Annotated in this window: 20 protein-coding genes and 5 pseudogenes; 15 read left to right on the forward strand and 10 right to left on the reverse strand. The window is 70.2% G+C overall.

Going from position 1 to position 21,723, the window contains the following annotated elements; genetic code table 11:
- Window positions 1-176, reverse strand: a 176-nt coding sequence (locus tag ABZ490_RS50345; RefSeq protein WP_359007215.1) for a transposase, incomplete at its 3' end; no start/stop codon positions are given.
- Between the two features lie 67 nt (window positions 177-243).
- Window positions 244-540: pseudogene (locus ABZ490_RS50350) on the reverse strand (transposase); the annotation flags it as partial.
- 465 nt (window positions 541-1,005) lie between these two features.
- On the opposite strand from ABZ490_RS50350, the gene ABZ490_RS50355 reads away from it, so the two are divergent.
- Window positions 1,006-1,791 (forward strand): transposase, encoded by a 786-nt coding sequence (locus tag ABZ490_RS50355; RefSeq protein ID WP_359007166.1) that lies wholly within the window; start codon window positions 1,006-1,008, stop codon window positions 1,789-1,791.
- A gap of 246 nt (window positions 1,792-2,037) precedes the next feature.
- Entirely contained in the window at window positions 2,038-2,622 is a 585-nt protein-coding gene (locus tag ABZ490_RS50360) for a substrate-binding domain-containing protein (RefSeq protein WP_359007169.1), read from the forward strand.
- Window positions 2,623-2,679: 57 nt separating this feature from the next.
- Here ABZ490_RS50360 and ABZ490_RS50365 read toward each other — a convergent pair whose 3' ends face one another.
- Window positions 2,680-3,636 carry an alpha/beta hydrolase fold domain-containing protein gene (locus tag ABZ490_RS50365; protein WP_359007172.1) on the reverse strand — a complete coding sequence of 319 codons (957 nt, stop codon included), beginning with the start codon at window positions 3,634-3,636 and terminating at the stop codon, window positions 2,680-2,682.
- Window positions 3,637-3,924: 288 nt separating this feature from the next.
- Here ABZ490_RS50365 and ABZ490_RS50370 point away from each other — a divergent pair, with 288 nt between their 5' ends.
- From ABZ490_RS50370 to ABZ490_RS50380, 3 genes are all read left to right on the forward strand, one after another.
- Window positions 3,925-4,653: an LLM class flavin-dependent oxidoreductase gene (locus ABZ490_RS50370; protein ID WP_359007175.1), complete on the forward strand. Its 729-nt coding sequence runs from the start codon at window positions 3,925-3,927 to the stop codon at window positions 4,651-4,653.
- A 400-nt stretch (window positions 4,654-5,053) separates the two neighbouring features.
- Complete coding sequence (locus ABZ490_RS50375) at window positions 5,054-5,494, forward strand: hypothetical protein (protein ID WP_359007178.1); 441 nt, start codon at window positions 5,054-5,056, stop codon at window positions 5,492-5,494.
- A complete protein-coding gene (locus ABZ490_RS50380; protein WP_359007181.1) occupies window positions 5,425-6,624 on the forward strand; it encodes a hypothetical protein in 1,200 nt (399 codons plus the stop codon). Before ABZ490_RS50375 ends, ABZ490_RS50380 begins: the two co-directional genes overlap by 70 nt.
- A 718-nt stretch (window positions 6,625-7,342) precedes the next feature.
- Here the strand turns inward: ABZ490_RS50380 and ABZ490_RS50385 are convergent.
- The 3 genes from ABZ490_RS50385 to ABZ490_RS50395 are packed head-to-tail and all read right to left on the reverse strand — an operon-like array spanning window position 7,343 to window position 9,910.
- The gene (locus ABZ490_RS50385; protein ID WP_359007184.1) at window positions 7,343-7,849 is read right to left on the reverse strand and encodes an amidohydrolase family protein; all 507 of its coding nucleotides are present in this window, start codon (window positions 7,847-7,849) and stop codon (window positions 7,343-7,345) included.
- Complete coding sequence (locus ABZ490_RS50390; RefSeq protein WP_359007187.1) at window positions 7,836-8,744, reverse strand: amidohydrolase family protein; 909 nt, start codon at window positions 8,742-8,744, stop codon at window positions 7,836-7,838. Before ABZ490_RS50390 ends, ABZ490_RS50385 begins: the two co-directional genes overlap by 14 nt.
- Entirely contained in the window at window positions 8,741-9,910 is a 1,170-nt protein-coding gene (locus ABZ490_RS50395; protein WP_359007190.1) for a CoA transferase, read from the reverse strand. Before ABZ490_RS50395 ends, ABZ490_RS50390 begins: the two co-directional genes overlap by 4 nt.
- 322 nt (window positions 9,911-10,232) lie before the next feature.
- On the opposite strand from ABZ490_RS50395, the gene ABZ490_RS50400 reads away from it, so the two are divergent.
- The 3 genes and pseudogenes from ABZ490_RS50400 (at window position 10,233) to ABZ490_RS50410 (ending at window position 12,035) form a co-directional block, all read left to right on the forward strand.
- A complete protein-coding gene (locus tag ABZ490_RS50400) occupies window positions 10,233-11,195 on the forward strand; it encodes an enoyl-CoA hydratase/isomerase family protein (RefSeq protein ID WP_359007193.1) in 963 nt (320 codons plus the stop codon).
- Between the two features lie 225 nt (window positions 11,196-11,420).
- Window positions 11,421-11,540: pseudogene (locus tag ABZ490_RS50405) on the forward strand (transposase); the annotation flags it as partial.
- A gap of 255 nt (window positions 11,541-11,795) precedes the next feature.
- On the forward strand, window positions 11,796-12,035 hold the full coding sequence (locus ABZ490_RS50410; RefSeq protein WP_359007195.1) for a hypothetical protein: 240 nt from the start codon (window positions 11,796-11,798) through the stop codon (window positions 12,033-12,035).
- A gap of 155 nt (window positions 12,036-12,190) precedes the next feature.
- On the opposite strand, the gene ABZ490_RS50415 is transcribed toward ABZ490_RS50410, so the two are convergent.
- The gene (locus ABZ490_RS50415) at window positions 12,191-12,523 is read right to left on the reverse strand and encodes a CPCC family cysteine-rich protein (protein ID WP_359007218.1); all 333 of its coding nucleotides are present in this window, start codon (window positions 12,521-12,523) and stop codon (window positions 12,191-12,193) included.
- 122 nt (window positions 12,524-12,645) lie between these two features.
- Here ABZ490_RS50415 and ABZ490_RS50420 point away from each other — a divergent pair, with 122 nt between their 5' ends.
- On the forward strand, window positions 12,646-14,226 hold the full coding sequence (locus tag ABZ490_RS50420; protein WP_359007220.1) for an IS1182 family transposase: 1,581 nt from the start codon (window positions 12,646-12,648) through the stop codon (window positions 14,224-14,226).
- A 63-nt stretch (window positions 14,227-14,289) separates the two neighbouring features.
- Here ABZ490_RS50420 and ABZ490_RS50425 read toward each other — a convergent pair whose 3' ends face one another.
- Both ABZ490_RS50425 and ABZ490_RS50430 read right to left on the reverse strand, forming a co-directional pair.
- Window positions 14,290-14,865 (reverse strand): DUF6417 family protein, encoded by a 576-nt coding sequence (locus tag ABZ490_RS50425; RefSeq protein WP_359007198.1) that lies wholly within the window; start codon window positions 14,863-14,865, stop codon window positions 14,290-14,292.
- A gap of 12 nt (window positions 14,866-14,877) precedes the next feature.
- Window positions 14,878-15,036, reverse strand: coding sequence for a hypothetical protein (locus tag ABZ490_RS50430; protein WP_359007201.1), 159 nt, complete (start codon window positions 15,034-15,036; stop codon window positions 14,878-14,880).
- A gap of 536 nt (window positions 15,037-15,572) precedes the next feature.
- Between ABZ490_RS50430 and ABZ490_RS50435 the strand changes: the two genes are divergently transcribed.
- The 6 genes and pseudogenes from ABZ490_RS50435 (at window position 15,573) to ABZ490_RS50460 (ending at window position 21,209) form a co-directional block, all read left to right on the forward strand.
- The gene (locus tag ABZ490_RS50435; RefSeq protein ID WP_359007203.1) at window positions 15,573-15,929 is read left to right on the forward strand and encodes a lamin tail domain-containing protein; all 357 of its coding nucleotides are present in this window, start codon (window positions 15,573-15,575) and stop codon (window positions 15,927-15,929) included.
- A gap of 579 nt (window positions 15,930-16,508) precedes the next feature.
- Window positions 16,509-17,258 carry a calcium-binding protein gene (locus ABZ490_RS50440; RefSeq protein ID WP_359007206.1) on the forward strand — a complete coding sequence of 250 codons (750 nt, stop codon included), beginning with the start codon at window positions 16,509-16,511 and terminating at the stop codon, window positions 17,256-17,258.
- 277 nt (window positions 17,259-17,535) lie between these two features.
- A pseudogene (locus tag ABZ490_RS50445) lies at window positions 17,536-18,069 on the forward strand (phosphotransferase); the annotation flags it as partial.
- A 108-nt stretch (window positions 18,070-18,177) separates the two neighbouring features.
- Window positions 18,178-18,288, forward strand: a pseudogene (locus tag ABZ490_RS50450) (RICIN domain-containing protein); the annotation flags it as partial.
- A 124-nt stretch (window positions 18,289-18,412) separates the two neighbouring features.
- Window positions 18,413-19,318 carry a hypothetical protein gene (locus ABZ490_RS50455; RefSeq protein ID WP_359007209.1) on the forward strand — a complete coding sequence of 302 codons (906 nt, stop codon included), beginning with the start codon at window positions 18,413-18,415 and terminating at the stop codon, window positions 19,316-19,318.
- A gap of 1,053 nt (window positions 19,319-20,371) precedes the next feature.
- Window positions 20,372-21,209: pseudogene (locus ABZ490_RS50460) on the forward strand (IS5 family transposase).
- On the opposite strand, the gene ABZ490_RS50465 reads toward ABZ490_RS50460, so the two are convergent.
- The gene (locus ABZ490_RS50465) at window positions 21,171-21,578 is read right to left on the reverse strand and encodes a hypothetical protein (RefSeq protein WP_359007212.1); all 408 of its coding nucleotides are present in this window, start codon (window positions 21,576-21,578) and stop codon (window positions 21,171-21,173) included. The pseudogene ABZ490_RS50460 and the gene ABZ490_RS50465 sit on opposite strands and share 39 nt — an antisense overlap.
- Window positions 21,579-21,723: the final 145 nt, after the last annotated feature.

The following is a 21,723-nucleotide window of genomic DNA, read 5'->3' on the forward strand; positions in this document are numbered from 1 at the left end:
CATCTGATCAGCCGTTTGTGGGCGGTCTGGAACGAGCCGAACTCGTCGGGGAGGTCCCGCCAGGGCGAGTTGGTGCGGTACTTCCACGCGATGGCATCGAGGATGCGGCGGTGGTCAGCCCATCGCCGTCCGCGGACCGGATCGGCCGGCATCAGCGGCTCGATCCGGTCCCCCATCGCATCAGTGATCACTAACCGGACAGACACATCCGATCAACTGACCAACCCATCAAAGAGACACGCGCTAGGCCGCTTCTGATGGCTCTTGGACGGTCTCGCGGAGCCAGATGACGATTGCTGTGATGGCGAGAGTGCCGTTGAAGATGTAGTCGCGTTTGTCGTACCGGGTGGCCACCGCGCGGAACTGCTTCCACTTGTTCACGCAACGCTCAACTGCGTTGCGGCGACGGTACGGAGTCTTGTCCAAGGCCGGGGGCCGGCCGCCTGCACGTCCGCGGTGCCTGCGGTGAGCGCGTTGGTCGTCCGGCTGCGCGATGGTGGCCTTGATACCGCGCCGTCGCAGGTAGGCGCGGTTGTCGCGGTGGAGTACGCCTCATGGGACGCGAAGGACGGCAGGCAAGTCCTGGTCCCCGGTCTGCCGTCGGGAGACTGGAGGCGACCTTCGTGGCGCGGGCCGAGCCTTTGCGTATGCCCGGACCCACGGAGTCCTTTGACAAGACGAGGTCGGTCCCGCGCCCATCGCGCATGTACGTGCCTCTTCCGGCGGGACTGGCGCTGCGGGCCAAGACGCGGTGCGCTGTCCGCAGTCCGAGCCGGTTGTGTGGATCACCTCTCTCCACTGCCTGAGTCCCAGCTCTGAAGCAGACCGAGGGCCGCACCTCTCGCTGGGGTTGCGAACGGCTGGTGAGATGTCGTGCCTTGAGCACTTCCATTAGGGAGCACGCGCACTCTGCACAGGCTCTGACCTGAGAAAACATCGAGGGAGGAGGGCTGTATGGAGATCACCGGGTTGTCGACGCCAGTATTCTGAGGGGTGGACTGGTCTGTGGATCACCATGACATCGCGCTGGTCGACGCCGGCGGAACTCAACTCGCAAGGGAACGGATCAACGACGATGCGGCCGGCTTCGGGCAGCTCACCGCTCTTCTGGTTGAGCACGGTGACTGCGTAATGCGCCGATCCCCGTCGCGATCGAAACCTCCCGCGGACTCCTCGTCGCCTGCCTGCCCGCCACCGGCCGCCTGGTATACGCGATCAACCCGCTACCGGGACCGGCACTCGGTCGCCCGGAAGAAGTCCGATGCCGTCGACGCTGCGGCCTTTGCGAACATCCCGCGGACCGATATGGCCGTTCACCGGCCGCTTCCTTCGGATTCCGAGCTCGTGCAGGCCGTCGCCGTACTTGCCCGGGCCCAGCAGGATGCCGTGTGGGACCGCGGTCAGGCCCACAACCAACTCCGGTCCCAGCTGCGGGAGTTCTACCCGGCCATCCTGGAGGCGTGCGCTGATCACCAACACGGCCTGTGCTCGCGAGAGGCCCGCGCGATCCTGGCCGCGGCTCCGACCCCGACCACAGCGGCAGGCCTGACTCGGCGCCGGCTGCGGAGGGGCAGTCGGAAGCGCCGTAGCGAAGGCCGTGGCCGAACGGGAGGAGCGGGTCCGCCGTTCCATGCGCATGGTCCGTGGGGTGGTCGAGAACGGCCTTCTCGGAGGAGGGCAGCTCGAAGGGTAGACTCCCGGCTCCGCCGCGCCGAACAGCACGTCGAGCACGTCGTCGTCCGCACCGAAATTCACGACCAGGGGCGGCCTCCCCGGCCAGCTCAGGGATGACGCCCGGCCGATCCAGGCAGATGTCCACCACGGTCGGCACCCGCCGGCAGATCTCCGGCACCGGGGCGAGTTCCTCCTCGGTGCACCACAGACGGCCCTGGTGGAAGACGTCCTCGGAGGCCCGGCCGCGTGCTGCGAACGGTGCCTGGAGACGCAGGATCGCCACGTCGAGGGAGGTGATGACGGTGCCTGGAGGACCTGGCGGCGCGAGTGCCCCTGCCGCTGCTGTCGCGGCACGACCGGTCGGTGAACCACGGCACTGTCGTCGGCGTCGACGCGGAGGGAGCCCGGCTGCCGATGCGGCACCTCTTCGATCTGGGGCACCGCAGAGTCGCTCACCTGACACGGCACGGCGAGGCCATGGAGCGGGAGGGGGCGGCACTTGCGGTCAGGCTCACGACCTACTTGGACGAGATGTCCCGTACCGGTCGCGAATCCCACATCCAGGTCCTGCATACGCGTTCGACGGACGACGTCCCGCAGGCTACGACCGGGCTGCTGGACTCGGCCGACGCTCCGACCGCGATCTTCGCCGCGCACGACGACCTCGCGTTCGAGGGGCTCCGGGCCGTCAAGGAACGCGGCTTGGACGCAGACCAGTTGTCGGTCGTGGGGTACGACGACGTGCGCATCGCGAGCCATCCCGGCATTTCGCCGACGACCGTGGACCAGTCCGGCGACGACCTCGGCCGACGTGCCGTGCGACTGCTTCTCGAGCGGATCGAGGGGCGTGTCGCGGCGAGGCGCGAGCAGACGGAGCCGCGGCTGGTGGTGCGGGGCCGGCCGCTCCGTGCCGCGCCGACCCGCCGTCGGCAGCGCGCGCGTGGGTGAGTCATCGCCCGCGCAGCCGCCGGCGTCCGGGATGCCGTTCGTCGAGGCGGCCGGCGCTCAGAACGACAGCTGGGCGAGGAGTTGCGGATCGTCGGCCAGGCCGGGCCCGTTCACCACGCGCCCGGCCGCGACGCGCTCCACGAAGGCGGCGACCCGGTCCAGGGCCTCGAGGGCCTCCGGCAGGATGACCCCGCAGATGGGCCAGGCGTGATGCATGGCGGGCCAGATCTCCAGCACCGTCTCCACGCCGCAGCTTCCCGCGCGGGTGGCCAGGCTGAACGAGTCGTCCCGCAGCAGTTCCGAACCGGAGACGAGGACGAAGAGCGGAGGCAGCCCTGTGAGATCGGCGAGCGCGGGCGAGGCCTGAGGGTCTTCCGGGCTGTGGCCTCCCAGGTAGTCCCGGGCCATCAGCGGCCCGCGACCGGCCGTGAGAATCGCGTCGGTGTCGTCGTTCTCGGCCCAGCTGCCCGTCAGGTAGTTCTCCGGACGCAGGTCGAAGACGCCGGAGTACAGCACCCCGGCGATCGCCGAGGTGTCGCCCGCGTCCCGCAGACGTACCAGGAGCGCGGCGGCCAGGCCGGCTCCTGCAGAGTCGCCCGCCACGACGATGCGGGCGTCGGGATAGGTGGTCCGGACGGCGGCGTAGGCCTCGGCGCAGTCGTCCAGACCCGCGGGGAAGGGGTGCTCCGGGGCGAGCCGGTACTCGGGTGCCACCACCCGGGCGCGCATGCGCAGTCCCTGCAGTCCGGCTACGGAGCGTGTCCCCGCCGCCGAACCGCTGCGGAAACCGCCGCCGTGGATATGGAACAGGACCACGTCCTCACGGGGTTCGGCCGGTTCGAACAGGAGGGCGCCCTCGTGCCCGGGGAAGGCCGACTCGGTGATGCCCGCCGGTGTCGGGGTGAGGGCCGCGTTGGCCTCAGCAGCGGCTCGTTCCTCGGCGAGGGTGGGAGGAGCGCCGCCCCGCCCGGTTTGGATGCGGTCGGTCAACCATTGGTGGGCCTTGCTGGGCATCGGTTCTCCATGTCGTGGTGGTGACGGTGCTGTCATCGGTCGACGTGCCGGCGGCCCACGGTGAGCGGTGCGTGCGACTGGGGGCGGGGGGAGGTGAAACGTGGACGCGCCGTCACTCTACCGCTCAATTTTTGTAGACGATAGATTTCTGCGGCGCCGTGGCCTCGGGGATCGCGAGGCGATATCCGGGGCCGCCTCCTTGTCTTGAGCCGCTATCCGCGTGATTCTGCGATAGATCTCTATGTATCGAAGTTATGTGGCGACGGCGTAGGCCAGTTCAGCGCGCAGATGAGACTCGCACTGCACATCAACGACCACTCGGGACTCGAGCCGGCCCGCATGGCGCCGGGCCTGACCCGCATCGCGAGTACGGCGGAGGAGACCGGCTTCAGCCGGTTGAGTCTCACCGACCATGTGTGGCAGGTGAGCGTGATCGGCGAGGAGCACGAGCCGATGCTGGAGGCGTACACCACGCTCGGCCACCTGGCCGGCCGGACTCGGTCGATCGAGTTGCAGACGCTCGTCACCGCCTTGACGTACCGCTCTCCCGGGCTTCTGGCGAAGATCGTCACCACGCTCGACGTCCTCTCCGGCCGGCGTGCATGGCTCGGGATCGGCGCCGGCTGGAACGAGCAGGAGGCCACCGGCCTCGGCCTGCCCTTCGGGCCCCAGGGCGAGCGTTTCGCGAGGCTGGAGGAGACCTTGCGCATCTGCCTGGCCAGGTGGGCCGACGGGGACGAGCCCTTCGTGGGGGAGCACTACCAGCTGGGCGGCACCCTCAACTCGCCCCAGGCGCTGAGCCGTCCGCGTCCCCGCATCCCGGCCGGGGCAGCGATGAGCGTGTCACGCTGCGCCTTGCGGCGAGATACGCGGACGCGTTCAACGTCTACGGCGGACCCGATGCCGCACAGAAGGTGGTGCGGCTCCGCGAACACTGCGAGGCGGTGGGCCGCGACATCGACGCCGTCGAGAAGACTGCACTGCTGCCGCTCACCGCCGACGGGCCCGGTGAAGTAGGGCGTCTGCTTGCGGAGTCGCGGCGGCTGCACGAACTGGGCTTCACCACTGTCTACTGCGCGGTCACGGCTGTGGCGGACCTGAGACCGCTGGAGACGCTCGGGCGAAGGTGATTCCCGAGATCGCCGGCTGGTGATCCCGCCGGGTCCGGCGGGCGCCCTGCGCCTCTCCGCCCGTCCCAACCCATGTTGCACGCAACCGTCTTGACGGGAGACGCGATGAATGTCGACGACATGATCCTGGTGAGCATCGACGACCACGCGGTCGAGCCGCCCGACATGTTCCAGCAGCATGTCCCGGCCCGGTACAAGGACCAGGCGCCGAAGTCCATTCTGAGAACGGCTATGAAAAGTGGTGGTTCCAGGGCAGGTCCAGCGGCTCCATCGGCCTCAACGCGGTGGTGGGCCGGCCCAAGGAGGAGTGGGGGCTGAACCCCTCGACGTTCTCGGAGATGTGGCTGGGCAGCTACGACATCCACGAGCGGGTCCGTGACATCAACCGCAACGGGATACTCGCCTCGATGTGTTTCCCGTCGTACGCGGGATTCAGCGCGCGACGAGTGGGCCGCGAGCTACCCGGGCCGTTTCGTCCCCTCGCGATCGCGCCGGTCTGGGACCGGGACGAACTCGCCGAGGAGGTGAGGCGAGTGGCGGCCAAGGGGGTCAAGGCGGTCACGATGCCGGAACTCCCCCACATCCAGAGGCTGCCCAACTACCACGACCTCGAGTACTGGGACCCGTTCTTCCGGGCGTCTGCGAGAACGACATCGCCATGTGGCTGCACATCGGACAGGGGTTCGCCGCCATCCGCAACGCGCCCGACGCGCCGATCGACAACATGATCATCCTCGCCATGCAGGTGTCCACCTTCGCCGCCCAGGACCTGCTGTGGGGCGGGGCGATGACCAAATACCCCGACCTGAAGATCGCCTGGTCGGAGGCGGGTATCGGGTGGATCCCGTGCTACCTGGACCGCTGCGACCGGTACTACACCAACCAGCGCTGGCCGGGCCACGACTTCGGCGGCAAACTGCCCAGCGAGATCTTCCGCGAGCACTCCCTGGCCTGCTACGTCACCGACCCCACCGCGCTCAAGGTCCGGCACGACATCGGAGTGGCCAACATCGCGTGGGAGTGCGATTTTCCGCACTCAGACACCATCTGGCCCAACGCGCCGGAGTTCGTCCTTGACGAGATGAACGGCGCCGGCGCCCCGGACCACGAGATCAACATGATCACGTACGAGAACACCTGCCGCTTCTTCGGATGGGACGCGTTCCGCACATCTCCCGCGAGGATGCGACCGTGGGCGCGCTGCGTGCCCTGTCACCCGACGTCGACACCTCGGTGCGCTCCAAGTACGAGTGGCGCGACCTGTACGCGCTCTCCCGTGGCGCCCACGGCGAGTGGATGGGGACCCCGCCGCCCACCTGGGAGGACCTCGCGTGGCTGCGCCAGGAGTGGGGCGGTCCCTTCCTCCTCATGGGCGTCTGCCGGGACCGACGCGCTGGGGGAGGGCTTCGACGCCGGCATGTGGGTCGGGGAGGACGTCGACCTGTGCTGGCGGCTGGTGGCGGCCGGGCGCCGGGTGCACTACGAACCCGCCGACCGGGCCGCCCACGAACACCGGGTACGGCTCGGGGACTGGCTGCGGCGCAAGGCCGTCTACGGCACCGGCGCCCACCCCCTCGCGGAGCGGCACCCCGAATTCGTCGCACCCGCCGTGTTCGCCCCGTGGAGCACGGCGTTCGCCGCCGCACTGCTCGCCGGCCGACGCTGGTCGGTCCCGGCCGGCGCGGCCGTCCTCGGCGTCGTCACCGTACGCATCGCCCGCAAGCTCGACGGCACCCGGCACCCGGCACCCGGCACCCGGCACCCGGCACCCGGCACCCGGCACCCGGCACCTGGCACCCGGACCGGCTCACCGCCAACGGCGCCCTCACCACCCTGGCACAGACCTCCACGCTGCTGACCCGCCACTGGTGGCCGCTGACGGTCGTCGGCTGCGCGGTCTCCGGCCGGGTGCGACGTGCCACGGCGATCGCCGCCGTGGCCGATATCGCACGTGAGTACCGTCGTGATCAGGCCACCCTCGATCCGCTCCGCTACGGCATCGCCCGCCGCCTCGACGACCTCGCCTACGGCGCCGGCGTCTGGTTCTCCGCCCTCAGGGGCCGCTCGTCCGCCGCGCTGCGCCCCGTGTCACCCGTGCCGGCACACCTGTCCCGGTCAGCGGAAGGCGCCCCGCGGAACCGGCTCCGATGCCCCGACGCTGAGGCCACCCCGCCGCAGGCGGCGTGGCGGTGCGTGCGAGGCACCAGTCACCAGGAGGCGCGCGGAGTGACGCATGAAGTGGTCGACCGTGTCGAGGAGTCGGGTCCTGAACTGGCCGCACTCGCCAACAAGAACAGGTCACTCAGTACAACCAGTACTGGATTGCGCGTCCGGGAAGAAGCCGTGCTCCAGCAGTGCCACACTTTCACGTCGCGGCATGGCGTCCAAGACCCAGTACGCGAAGGTGCCCGAAGGGCGTCTGAGGCCTCGCAGAGCGGCGTCAGCCCGGTTGCTTCGCGGGGGAGTACCGCTCAGGGGGACTGGCGGTGACCGTGGGCATCCCCAGAGGCCCGCTCTCTCGCCCACCGACCTGCGCGTCCCTTTCGGCGCCCGGGGCGATCGGCTTGAGGGCCCGGTCAGGACCGGAAATGACGGATCCTCCCCGCTATCAGAGTCAGCCGCACGAGGTCGGCCGACGGATGTGACAGGGCGTTGGTCAGAGGGACGGCGAGCAGAACGAGGTCGGCGGGCGAGCCGGGGCGCAGGTGCGGGCGAGAGGAGCCGGGGGAGTGGGGTGGTGAGAGGTACGACGTCAGCGCCTGAGCGGCGGTGATGCGTTCGGCGGGGTTCGCGGTCCGCCCGCCGGGAACGCGGCGCGTAGTGGCCGCCCGGATCACGGACCAGGGGTCGAGTGGTCCGTACGGGGCGTCGCTCGACAGCGCCAGGGGGATGCCGTCGCGGAGGAACGAGGCACAGCGGTACAGGTCGGCGTGCTCGTGGGGCGGGGTACCGTCCAGGAAGCTGTCGCCGCGGTCGGCGAGGAAACCGGGCTGTGTGACCACTCTCAGACCCAGGCGGCGCATGACGGGCACGGCCTCGGCCGGAACCACGGCCGCGTGTTCGACACGGTCACCGGGAAGCACGCCGGTCTCCTCCAGCGCCGCGAGGAGCAGGGCCAGAGAGGGGGGCGGTGACCGTGTGCACGGCGACGGGACGGCCGAGCCGATGCGCGGTCTCGATCTCCTCGGTCAGCCCGGTGAAGTCGGGCAGTCCGGAGTCCGCGAGGACGATCTTCCAGGGGCCGGGCATCGGCCGGGCGGTCGACGGTGTCCCGAGAGGCGCTCCGAGCAGCAGCAGCCGTTGGGGCAGGCGGCCGCTCCTCGCCTCCTCGGCCAGCTTGTCGACGGAACGGGGAGTCAGGCACGGCGTGGCGTCGGTGACCGCCGTGATGCCGTAACCGGCGAGCCGACGGCCCACCGCCGCCAGGGACGGAGCCGCCGCCTCCGGCAACTGTTCGCGCAGCCAGTGGTCGGCACGCCACAACCGTCCCGTCGGCTGTCCGGCGGCATCGCGTTCGATGCCGGGATGGCGTCCGGGTACGAGACCGGCCCGTTCGGTTGCACGGGAGTTGAGTACCCACAGGGCGCCGCTTCTGTGCTGCAGGCGCACCGGGACGTCCGCGCGCAGCGCGTCGAGCCCGACGGCATCCAGCGGTCCGGCGACTCGTTCGTCGTAGCCGACGCCCCGGACCCAGCCGTACCGGTCCGGAGTCGCCCGGTGCAGCGCCGCCCGCAGTGCCGCTCGGTCGCGGACGTCGGGATGACCGCATCGTACGGAATGGGACGCGGCCGCCAGCGCGAACAGATGGAGGTGATGGTCCGTCAGGCCGGGCAGGAGGGCGCCGTCGGCCGCGTCGATCTCTTCCTCACCGGGTGCACGTACCAGTACGGGATCGAGATCCTCGACCAGCCCGCCCCGGATGCGCACGGAGCACCGTCGGCCGTCGATCTCCGCGTTCCGGATCAGCAGCCCGCTCACGGCACCCTGATCCCCAGGTCACACAGCACCGCTGCGGTGTCGGCTCCGCTCGCCGCGGCGCTGGCGGTCGGACGGCGCGGACGCGGGGCGGCCATCGGGTACGACGTGCCGCCGGTGTCCACCAGCCAGCCGCCGCGCTGCCCGACGATACGGACATCGCCCGGAGCGGACACAGAAAGGGAGGCGGACACCACGTCCGCCATCGACACCTCCAGGAGCGCACCCCCGCCCCCCGGCTGTTCGGACAGGGCGAGCCCGGCGGCGAGCAGACCGGTGAGCGGGTCGGCCACGGCGTCACCGGCGAACACCGGCAGCCCGTCCCCGTCCACGGCGAGGAGTCCGCGGGAGGCAGCCACATCGTCGCCGAAGCCGATGCGCCCCGACGCTCGCCCGTATGCCGTGATCGAGATCCAGGTGCAGCCGCGGGCCGCCTCCGCCTCGGCGTCGAGTCCGAATCCCGCCAGAGCGCGCGGCCGGGAGGCCTCGATGACCACGTCCGCCCGGCCGACCAGCTCGTGCAAGGCGGCGCGGCCGCGCGCCTCCATGGGGTCGAGGACGACCGAAGCATGCCCCGCGTGCAGCAGATCGTAGAAGACCGGAGCTCCGAAGCGGGCACCGTCCGGGCGGGACGGCGTCTCCACCTTGACCACGCGGGCACCCGCTGTGCCCAGCAGATACGCGCAGAGGGGTCCCGCCCACAGGGCGCTGAAGTCGACCACCAGCGAACCTGCCACATCGCGGGGTCTTCCCGGCACGGGGCAGGTACGGTCCGGCTGGGGCCGGACCGAACCTCCTGCGAGACCGAGCAGCTCCACCCGCTCGTCCAGCTCCGCGCCGTCGTGAGCGGTGAGCCAGTCGGCCAACCGGCCGGGCAGTGCCTCGGCATCGAGATCCCGGCCGATCAGCGCGCTCCACAACAGAGAGTCGTCCGGACGCGCATCGGATACGGCGGCCCAGCCGTTCCTGGTGGGCATCAGCCGGCAGCTACCGCCCACCGACAGCCGACCCTGCCGTCCACGCCCGCTGAGCGCGGCCCGCTCGGCGAGGAGCAGGGCCCCATCGAGCCTCGTCCCACCGGCGGCGGCGATGTGGTCGGCCAGCCGGGAGGCGAGGGTGGCCGCTCCGCCGGGAGGAAGTAGCGGGGACCCGTCGGAGTGACCGGTCAACAGAGGAACGCTGCTGCGAGCCCAGTCCTCCGCGATGCGGGAGGGGTCGGTTTCGAGCCAGGGCCGTGTCGACTGCGCCGCTTCGCCACGAGGCTGGTCCAAGGAGGCGGCCAGCGAACCACCGGGTGCTCGGTGTAGGGAGGACCCAGTCGTGCTGGCAGATGCCCGGTCGACCATAAGGGGATGGTAGATCAGAGAGGTGCCTGCGACTACAGCAATCTCCCTTACCGATCTCGCGGCCGGGGCGGCGGACGCCGATCTCCTGGACACGCGCGCCATGCCGTCCCGGCCACTGCAGATTGTTGATCTGGACCTGCCCACCGTGCCCACAGCTGCCGACCTGGAGCGTGCCGCCCGCCGAGCCCGGGACAGCAGCCGGCTGCTGATCGGGCGCACCGGCCGAGAGATTCCTGACTGTCCCGACGCCCTGTTGCACGCCCTGGATCTGACCCTGGTACGAGCGCCCTACGACCGCCTCTGCGCGACGGACACCGCCGGGCACCCTGCCACCGTCGCGGTCACGGACCCGGCCGCGGAAGCGGAATTCCTGCGCGCAAGGGCGGAGGAACAACCGCACGCGGCCCTGGTGCTGCGCCAAGTCCTCCACATGGCAGGGCAGTTGCCGGTGCCACAGGCCCTGGACCTGGAGTCGTTGGCGTACTCGACTTTGCTGGGCGGTTCCGGCTTCGCCCGGTGGCTCGCGGTTCGCGGGCCACGGCCCGCGCCGCCGCGCGCGACAGGCGACCCCGTGGTGGTGCGCCGGGAGCGTGATGGCCTGCGGATCACGCTCGACCGGCCGGGTCGGCGCAACGCGCACGGCGCCGAACTGCGGGACGCCCTGGTCGCGGCCCTCGACATTGCCCTCTGGGACGACACCGTGCGCGAGGTGGTCCTGGACGGCAACGGCCCCTGTTTCAGTTCCGGCGGCGACCTGGACGAGTTCGGTATCGCCGCGGACCTCGCGGCCGCGCACCTGATCCGTACGCGAGCGGGCGCGGCGGCCCGCCTGCACGCCCTCGGTGACCGGCTCACCGCACGGATCCACGGGACGTGTGTCGGCGCGGGCATCGAACTCCCGTCCTTCGCCGCCCGGGTCGTGGCCGCCCCCGGCACCACCGTCCGGCTGCCCGAACTGTCCATGGGCCTGATCCCCGGTGCCGGTGGCACGGTCGGCATCCCGCGTCGGATCGGCCGCTGGCGCACCCTGTACCTGGTCCTGGACGGCCGGGCCGTCCCCGCCGAGCGCGTCCTGGCCTGGGGGCTGGTGGACCGGATCGAAGAGTGAGGTGAGGGTCCGGATGCGTCCTGCATCTGCACCAATGCAGGCGCTGATCCGGGTTGCAAACGTGTTGGCGCGGGCGAGCAGTGCGCGCAGGAATCTTCGCTCCCCAGTGTTCGGGTGAGTCAGCTGGTGTGGTGCGGCACGAGCAGGTCACGGGGGCCTCCCCCCGTGATTGGTGGACACGCTGATACTGGATCTGCTTGATCCGGAGGAAGCGAGAAGACGCCGATGGCGATGAAGGACTACTCGGACGAGTTCAAGGTCGATGCCGTGGCCCGGTACGAGTCCGCGCCCGGGGTGACATACAAGAGCATCGCCGCAGATCTGGGTATCAACCAGGCCACTCTGTGTGAGTAGGTGCTACGGGACCGCGAACGTCGTGGTGTCACCGCCGCGGCTGCAAAGCCGGCCGTGCGACCGGGGGTGGCCGTATCGTCCTATGAAGTTCCGCCATCTTGATTTCGGCTGGTCAGAGGCTCTGGCGTGCTGGCGGGTGAGGTTGCTTGGGCCGGTGGTGGGGCAGTGTCCAGCATGTAGATCGTCGGGCAGGGTGGTTCGCCCGTTCCGGTCCGCCGCCTCGTTGTCCTCCCTACGATCTGGCACATGGCGGAGCCCGAGGTGACCGAGCGGATCGCGGCACGCCGTGCGGAGTGGGACGATCTGGAAGAACAGGTGGTCAAGCAGTTGGCCGAGGTGTGGGCCGAGCGGGAGGACCTCGCCGCGGCCGAGCGGGTCCCGGCCCGGCCTGGGCGAGCAGATCGCCGCGGAGCGGGCCGTGACCGCGCCTGCCGCCGCTCAGGTGGGCGGGAATGCGGTCCTGCTGATCCCGCACCGCGCCCCTGATGTCACCGAGACCGCGCCCTGCGCACTGGGATGCTCAAGGCCCTCGCCCCCGTGCCCGCAAGAAGTGGGGCACCGTCGCCCTCATCGACGCTGGCAGTGGCGCATCATGCGAGCGCAGGAAACAGGCACCATGCCCCGATTGAAGCGGACAAGTTTCACTTTTCCGTTTTACCGGTCCCGCGCAGGACCTGCTCGGCCGCACCCTGCCACGCACCCTCGCCGCCCTGGGCTAGCGATTGCCGGTCTCCTGATCGATCCCTGGCTGCGTAGTCCGCGTATCGAAGGCGGGCGGCGGTCAGGCTCTCTGATCCGTTCGGGCCGCCCCAGACCTCATCGGCATTCAGATCATCCTGCCCGTCGTCTTCCCAACCGCACTCCGGGCAGATCTCCCATGCGCACCGGGCGTCAAGAGTCAAGAGGCGGCAACACGGGCAAGCGTAGGGCCCTCCTCCCGGTGGGCACGCTTCTCGCAACTCGCGTGGTGTCATCACACGAGGAGTGTGGCAGCCCACACGTGATCACAACCGCAGACAGGGCCTAGAAGGCTCATGAAGATCTTGGGTTCTGGCCCCGCCGCGTGAGCGGCGGGGCCAGACTCGTTTTCGTGGCGATGGGCGAGTGGGCCGGGGAGACCGTCGGCCCGGACGTGTGGGAGACGTGCCGGGAGTTGATCCCGGCCGGGAGTGTGTTCGCGTTCCTGGCCGAGCACCGCGGTGCGCTGTTTCCGGCGGAGATGTTCGCGGACATGTACCCGTCGGCGAACGGGCGGCCGAGTATGCCGCCGCAGATCCTGGCCTCAGCGGTCATGCTGCAGGCCCTGCACGGGCTGTCGGACTTCGAGACGGTCCAGGAACTGCGGTGCGACCTGCGGTGGAAGGCCGCATGCGGGCTCGGCCTCAACGACATGGCCTTCGACCCGTCGCTGCTGGCCTACTTCCGCCGCCGGCTGGCCCGTTCCGCCCGCCCGAACCGTATTTTCGAGGCCGTGCGCGAGGTCGTGAAGGCCACCGGTGTCCTGAAGGGCAAGCACCGCCGGGCGCTGGACTCCACCGTGCTGGACGACGCGGTCGCCACCCAGGACACCGTCACCCAGATCATCGCCGCCGTCCGGGCGGTGATCCGCGAGGTCCCCGGCGCCGACGCGGTCGCCGCTGCCCAGTGCAGCGCACACGACTACACCGACCCGGGCAAGCCCCGCATCGCCTGGAACGACGAGCAGGCCCGCGCCGAACTGGTCGACGCGCTGGTCACCGATGCCCTGCGACTGCTGGGCCACCTGCCCGACCAGCAGCTCGGCGAGAAAGCCGCGAACGCGGTGGGCATCCTGGCCCTGGTCGCCGGCCAGGACGTCGAGCCCGCCGAGGACTCCGACGGCCGCGACGGACGCTGGCGCATCACCCGGGGCACCGCCCCGAACCGGACGGTCTCCACCATCGATCCCGAAGCCCGGCACGTCCACAAGACCCGCAGCCACCAGCAGGACGGCTTCAAGGCCCACCTGGCCATCGAACCCGAGACCGGCTTATACACCGCCGTCGCCCTGCGGCCCGGCGCCGGGCCCGAGCACCATGAGGCCGCCGTGGGCCAGGAACTGCTCGCCGACGAGGACACCCCACTCGATGCCTTCGGTGACACCGCCTACTCCACCGGGGACGCCCGCCAGGCCCTCCACGAGGCCGGGCACCGGCTGTTCCTCAAACCCGCACCACTGCGGCCCGCCGTCCCCGGCGGCTTCACCCTCGACGACTTCGCCATCGACACCACCACCGCCACCGTGACCTGCCCGGCCGGACACACCGTGGCTCTGTCCGACCCCGGCGGGCAGCACCACCAGCGCAAAGCCTCCTTCGGGGACCTGTGCGCCGGCTGCCACCTGCGTGAGCGGTGCACCAAAGCCAAGGCCGGACGCATCCTGACCATCCGCCCGCACCACGACCTCCAGACAGCCGCCCGCCACCAGGCCGCCACCGACCCCGGCTGGCAGGCCGACTACCGCCGCTGGCGGCCCCCCGCCGAACGCGCCGTCGCCTGGCTCGTCCACCACGGCAACCGGCGCCTGCGCTACCGCGGCACCATCAAGAACGACACCTGGCTCCACACCCGAGCCGCCGCCCTCAACCTCCGCCGACTCATCAACCTCGGACTCACCCACACCAGCGGTACCTGGCACATCGCACCAGCCAGTGCATGAGCGGAGGGCTGTCCGGCCTGACGCCGGACAGCCCTCACCAAGATCTTCATCAGCCTTCTAGGTCTAGGCGCGCTGCAGGGCGGCCTGCCCCGGTGGGGCGGCCGTCGCCGCATCCCGTCGACCTCGATGCTCGGCTGCCGGGAGCTGTGCGAGGGGCGGGCCAGGGGGGCTGGAGGCGCTCCTGTCAGCTGTGGTTGCCGGGTGGTGGGGCCGGTTCTTGCTGGCGGTGCAGGATCGGGACGGACGGCGGGACGGCGGTGCGCGGGGTGGGGGCGGGTTGGTAGGTGTGGCCGGTGTCGCGGGTGAAGCGCGGGCTTCGGCGGCGGATCCGGTCGTCTTGTGCAGCCAGAACACGTAGGCGATGCCGGCGAGTTGGTCCTCGGTGGGGTGGAGGACCCAGCGTTTGACCAGGTGGTCGCAGCGTGCCGCGCGGACCTGGTCGGTGAGTGCGTCTGCGAGGGGCTGCTGGAGCCGGTCGGCGAGGCTGACGGCGAGCAGCAGTGCTGCCATCTGGGACAGGCGCAGTTCGACGCGCTGCCGACCCGGTCCTGCGTCCGCGGGTGTCGTCTGGCGTGGGTGGGCGCGGTGGTAGAGGAGGAGGTCGTGTCCGGGCGGGGCGAGGCGGGCCGCCCACCGCACCGGCCTGCCCTTTCACGCGGACAGGGCCGCCCGCTCTTCCCGGTCGGCGAGGTTGAGCACCCGCCTGTTCACCGGCATCAGCACCGCGTCCGCCGCCCAGCCGTGCCCGGCGTCCCGCTGGTACGCCTGCACCGCCTCGAGCAGATCGAGGACCTTCACCTCGCCGGCCATGCGCCTCCTCCACACCCCACGCCTCTTCACCGGTAGGGAAACCGGGGCTGGCCTGGTGACGTCATGGCCCGGGGAGGACGAAGGGCCTGTTGCTCACTTTCGGGTGACGGGCCGTCCGCTTGAGAAGCGGTACCGGGCCGGGGACGCCGGCTGTCGCCGTGCTCCTTCGAGGGCGGCCGGCCTGCCGGGGCGCCAACTTCGTGCATCCGCAACGTAAATGGACCATGCAACCGAGGGTCGCGGAAATGCGGGCGAAAAGTAATAAGGTCCATGTTTCCTTCTCAAGTGCCCTGCATGGTGGGGAAGCTGTGTGTGCGGCCGGTTGGCTGCCACCGCACACCGCGCTGACTCTCCACCGGCGGCCGCAGGGCCGTGGACGGCTGGGAGGGTGCCGGCACCGTCAGGGGGCACTTGTCCGTTTTCCGCTCCGCTCTCCGCCCGCCGTCTGACCGCCGCCGCGCTGGCAGCCGGCGCCCTGGTCTCGGTGGCGGCGCTGCCGGCGTCTGCGGCCGAGCGCCGTGCTCCGCGGTGCGAAGGTGGAGATCTCGGCCGTCCAGTACGACTCTCCGGGACGCGGCGACCGCTCCAATCGTTCGCTGAACAAGGAGTGGGTGGAGCTGACCAACACCACCCGCGGTGCGGTCAACCTCGACGGCTGGATGCTGGAGGACGCGTCCGGCCACACCTACGCCTGCGGCGGTTACCGCCTGGCCAGCTGCGCCACGGTCCGCGTCCACACCGGCCAGGGCTCCGACACCCGCACCGACGTCTACCAGGGCCGCCGCGCCTACGTGTGGAACAACGGCCGGGACACCGCGACCCTGAGCAACGCCCGCGGGCGCGTCATCGCCGAGGAGTCCTGGGGCTCGCACCACCGTGGCGGCCGCCACTGACCCACCTCTCGCCAGGCCGGTGCCTTTCGGCCTGGCGGCCACGGCCCTGTCCGGGCGGTCATATCGAGGGCGGAGGAGGAGGCTGGCTTCCTGATCTGCCCTCTCGCGAATCCTGATGGGCCCTCACCAGCCATGGTGCAGGCGGCCCGGCCGGAAGAGTGCGACACCGCGATCCGGGCCGCGCGCGAAGGCGGCCGTGGACGTCTGGTGTTTCACCCTGTCCGCACTGACCGGCTTGCCGAGGAGATCCTTGTCGAGACCGGTTTGCTCATCGTGGTCAGCGGTGCCCCGGTCCGCCGTCGCCGAGTACGGCACCGACCCGCGGCCGTAGTGCCTGTTTGCGGTTCTGCCAGGGGCGGGATATCTGACCGTGTTGGAACGTTCGGTCCTCGGCTTCGGGTGTCCTTGTTCGTAGTCCGCCGCTGGATGAGCCCGAGCGGGGGTCTCGCTGAGGGGCGCGCGTCATTCGGACGGACCAGGAAGCCCCAAATGCGCATACGGTTACGTACTTTCACCGATTATTTCTTGGTCGATACCTGGCACAGTGGACGTGTTCCTTAACCGATGTGGAGGCAATGAATGCGTATACGTTCTCTGGCTGCCGCGCTGACCGGCGCCCTGGCCCTCTCGGTCCTCGCGGTTCCGGCCGCTCACGCCGACGGCGACACGACGATCACCGACGTGGTCGTCAACGGCGGTGCCGAGCTCGCGCTGGGCCCCACCGCCCCCAAGACCTTCAGGGTGAGCGTCACGGCCCGGGACAACTCCGGCATCAGGGAAATGAACCTTCATGTGAGGCTGCCGTCCTACATTTACCGGGCGTCGGACCGAGGCCTGACCTGTACTGCCGTCAGCGCCACGACCACGACGTGCAGCGGCTCGTGGACGGTGGACACAAGCAACTTCTACGGCAACGGCCCGGCAGACGACCCCTGGTACATCGAGGCCTATGTGTACGGCAAGGACGGCGACTGGCTCAGCGCGGACAAGGCTGCCACGTTCACGGTGCGGCGGCAGGCGAAGCTCACGGCCAACGCCTCTCCGGAGCCGGTGAGGAAGAACGCCACGCTCACCGTGACTGGCAAGCTGACCCGCGCCAACTGGGAGACCCACAAGTACGGGGGCTACTCCGGCCGTAAGGCGAAGCTTCAGTTCCGCAAGGCGGGCACCTCCACGTACACCACGGTCAAGACGGTGACCAGCGGCAGCGGCGGCACTTTGAAGACCACGGTCAGGGCCACGGCCGACGGCTATTGGCGCTGGTACTTCCCCGGCGACACGACCACTTCGACGGCCGGGGCCACAGGCGACTACATCGACGTACGCTGACCCGCGAGCGCCAGGCACTTTCGGTAGCGGCACGTCCGCGATGAGGAGTTGTGGGCGGGCGGGGTCGCGCGGTGGTGTGAGCGTATCCCCGGCTGGATCAGCTTGCCGGAGCGGGAGATGGGGCTGGCACCGGCGCAGGTTGAGGGCGTGATGACGTGGATCCGGGGGCGGCTGCGGCACTGGGCGTTTGGAGAGCCGAACGGGTCGGCTGGGTCAGACGGTGGGCCATCAGGGTGATGGCCGCCCAGGTGATCAGGGCCTCGCTGTGCTGCGGGACGTGGCCCCCATCGAAGTCCCCGACCACGACGAACCGGCCGCCCTCGCGCTGCTCCACTGGCTCCCCGGCACCGCAGCGCCCCCCTATCGGCAGTCCGGCGTCGCGCAGAAGGTGGGCACCGCCACGGCCCGCCTGCACGAGCACGCGGCCATGGTGGACCTGCCCGACTTCGACCGGCCGGTCTGGGACGCGCAGACGATCCTCCACCACGGCCACGCCCTCACCGGCCCGGGCGCCCACGAGCAGCTCGGCGCCGACGGTACCGCCGCGCTGCGCAAGGTCGCCGAGCTGATCACCCCGGCCCTTGAGGAAGGCGGCCCGACCGACCGGGGCAGGATCCACGGCGACCTGCACCGGGAAAACATGATTGCTCTGCCCGACGGCGGCGTCGGCGTCATCGACTTCGACGACTGCGGCACCGGCCACTACCTCCTCGACATCGCCACCGTCCTGTCCTCCGTCCACCGCATCGCCCACACCGAACCCGGCGCCTACGAAGACTTCGCCCGCGCCTACCTGGACGGCTACGCCCAGGTGCGCCCCCTGCCCGCCGACTTCTCTCGCCTCCTGGAGCCCTACCTGCTCCTGCGCGACGCCTTTATCCTGAACTTCGTCACCGCCGCAGCGCCCGTCAGCGCCGACGTCGCATCCGGTCTCTGTCTGGACGCCTACGACGCGGACCACGCCAACGGCATGCAGCTCGTCCTGTGGTCCTGCAACGGTCAGGACAACCAGAGGTGGAGCCGGACGTGACCGGCCGTTCCCCGCGCCCCTGCTTTCCCGGGGACGAGGGGAACCGTGTGAATGGGCCGGACCGCAATGTCTGTTGGTGCCACAGAGATCACAACGTCGTACGCACATCTGCGATGCTGGGCAGATGAGCAAGGTGTGGCAAGGACACGTCATCGATGGCACGCGCTTCGTGGTCCCGGCGTCCGGTGTGACGCCGAGGCACGTGCTGTGCGCGGTCGGTGTGGGCCTGGATCCCGATGTCATCAGCCGGGTGGTCGAGGAGGCGGGCGCGGGGGACTTCACGCTCGACGAGTTCCAGCGGGAGCCTGACCCCCGGATGCGTGAGGCGTTCGACGTCGCGGTGGCTTCCCGCCGGGCCACCGGCGTCGACGAGTTCGGCGATGACGACTGGGCCGCGGTGGACGCACACGACTCGGTCGTCTATGTCCTGTCGCCGCCGGTCTCCCAGGCCACCGGCCTCGACGTGTCCCGCCGGGCGCTGGCCGTCACCGCGGCCCTGCTGGCCAACGGAGCCAGCGCGGTGAAGAACGAGTCCAGCGGGGTGGCCTGCGGTCGGGAGCGGTGGCTGGCGCTGGCGAGCGAGGCGGCGGCTGCCGAGACTGCGGACGACCTGGTCGGCGTCCTCGTCCGGGCGTGGGTCGTGCCGGTGATCCACGACGGGGAGGTCTACTACAGCTGCGGCATGCACCTCCTGGGCGAGGCCGACGTGGAGCTGGCCCCCGGAACCACCGCGGTGCCCGAGCCGGAGCTGCTGGGGGAGTGGGTGACCACCATGGAGATCGCGTCGTACTACCTGCTGACCGAGCAGCCGGACCACGGCGTCCAGAACGGCGAGGGCTTCCGCATCGCGCAGGACGCCACGCGCTGGATCATGAACCGTGTGGAGTGCGAACGGTTCGAGGATGACGACTTCTTCCACAACCCGTACGGATACTGGCGCCTGACCCCGGCTGCCCGCGCCCCCCGGAGGGGGGCGAGGCTCAAGAGGCGCAACCCCCGCACGACCTTTGGAACGCGACGGAAGGGGTAGAGCGGAGAAGGCGTGGAGATCTCCGGACCACGGGCCGAACGCCGCGCCCTTCTCCGGCGTCTCCGTACCAATCGCGGTGTGAGTGGGTGTTGTGGTGGTGTCGGGTGGGTGTCAGCGGGGTGGGGGCGGTGCGTGCCTGGTCGCGAGGACAGAGCCTGATTGATCCTGCGGTGACGGGGTGGCCGAGTGGCTGCTTCTTGGCGACGAGCGCGGGGCGGCTTGGCTGTCGTGGGGGTGGCTGTTCCTGTCGTCGGCTTCGGCGGGCTGGGTCAGTGCCTGGATCGGGGGCCGGGAGTATGAGCTGCCTGCCGTGTCTGCTCCGGCCGGGCTGCCCGAGGGCTGGGAGTTGCCGGGCCTGTCCGTATACCGAGGCCCGGGCCCGGGCCGGCTTCCGCTCGGGCGGCGCCCACGGGTGCAGCGTTGGGTGGCGGCGTTCGTCGGATGTTCCTCACGATCGTGTTCGGGCAGGTGATGGTGCTCGCCGGGGGAGTGGGCTGTGCTGCCGGTGAGGGGGGGGTGATGGGGTGTCGGCCCGGTTGTCGTTCCGTCTGCGTCGCAGGTGTTCGTGCAGCTCATGCGCGTGGTCGTGGGATCGCCAGCGGCGGAGGTAGGCGTGGACCGCCCGCGGGTACGGGAAGTCGGCCGGCATGGCCATCCGCTTCACGCCGTTGTCGACGGGGTAGACGCACGGCGTCGGGTATCTCGCGGTGGGGGTGCGCCTGCGGACGCCCGCCCTGTCTGAGCAGCCAGGCCGGTACGGGCGTCGCGGAGCGGGCCTCGGCCCCCATTCCGCATCCGTCGTGTCACTTGGACAGCACCGTACCCGCGGTCCCGGAGCGATCGAACCGGACCTGTGGGCGTAGCGGTCACGCCCAGGGGTGCCCGTGGTGGACGAAGGCACACATACTGCTCGACTGATCAGGCGGCGGGCTTCCTTGGTCGTGCGGGGTGTCGTCACCGCGTCACTGCCAAGGGGTCCGTTCTTTCATGCCCGCGGCCGCACCCGAACCTCCGTCCGGATGATCATCCGCTGCCGCTCGAACGAGATCCGGTTTGCCACGGCCGAAGCCGTGGGAAGTCGAGGACGAGTTGTGGGCGCTGATCGGGCCGCTGCTGCCTAGAGTTGAGCGTCGGGCCCGGCATCCGGGACGGAAGCGGTATCCGGACCGACTGGTGTTCCAGGGCATCCCGTTCGTCCTGCATACGGGGATTGCCTGGGAACACCTGCCGCAGGAGCTCGGCTTCGGTTCGGGTATGACGTGCTGGCGGCGGCTGGCCGAGTGGACTGAGGCCGATGTGTGGCCCCGGCTCCTCGACGCGCTCTTGGCCAAGGTTCGCAGCGCGGATGCCCTGGACTTCTCCCGGGCGACGGTCGGTGGCTCCCACATCCGGGCGTGAAAAGGGGCCCCAAGACGGGGCGAAGACCTGTCGACCGGGGCAGGACGGGCAGTAAGTACCACTTGATCACCGATGCCACCGGTATCCCGCTCGCTGTCTCCCTGACCGGCGGCAACCGCAACGATGTCAGCCGGCTCATTCCACTGCTCCAGGCAGTGCCGCCCGTGCGGGGCAAGCGTGGCCGGCCCCGGCGCCGCCCCGACGTCGTGCTCGGTGACCGCGGCTACGGCCACGACAAGTACCGCCGCCTCGTCCGCGCGCTCGGCGTGAAGCCACTGATCGCGCGACGCGGCACCGAACACAGCTGCGGACTCGGAACCCGGCGCTGGGTCGTCGAGCGCGCCTTCGCCCACCTGCGCTGGTTGCGCCGCCTGCGGATCCGCTGGGAGATCCGCGACGACATCCATGAAGCCTCCTCACCCTGGGATGCGCACGCGTCTGCTGGCGACGATGGTCACAGCCGGTCATCCGAGCCCGCGCCCTGACGCAGTAGCCATTCCCGGACCGAAAGAGCACGGTCAAAGAGCAGGCTGACCTGCATGCCTACTTCGCGTGAGGTCACCCGTGGCAGCGCGGCGAAGTCGTCGGGAAGCACATCCAGCAGACTCCTCACGCGGCCGCCCGCACATAGAGTGATCAATAGCTCGCACCGCAACTGACGTGGAACGTCCGGGCGGTGGGACAGGCTGTGCCACAGGGCCGGCCACAAGTAGTGGGTGCCATCGTGCGCCGCGTTCGCTCGTACCCAAGCGGGGTCCAGGCGCTGGCTCAGGCCGAGGTCACATGCCCGTTCCTCCAGCCCGGACAGCGAGGCCGAATCAACGGCTTTCAGCTCGCGAGGCAAAGGCTGAGCGAAGTCCATCTTCCCATGCTGCCCGACGGCACCTCACGACGAGGAGCCGACCTCAAAGTGGGGCCTTGACCCCGGATCTTGGACACCGGAGACACTTGGATCTTGATGGTCCAGGAGAACGGAGTCCCCTGTGGGGATGAAGCACTACCCCGCC

This window comes from Streptomyces sp. NPDC005811, assembly GCF_040630405.1.
Classification (GTDB): Bacteria; Actinomycetota; Actinomycetes; order Streptomycetales; family Streptomycetaceae; genus Streptomyces.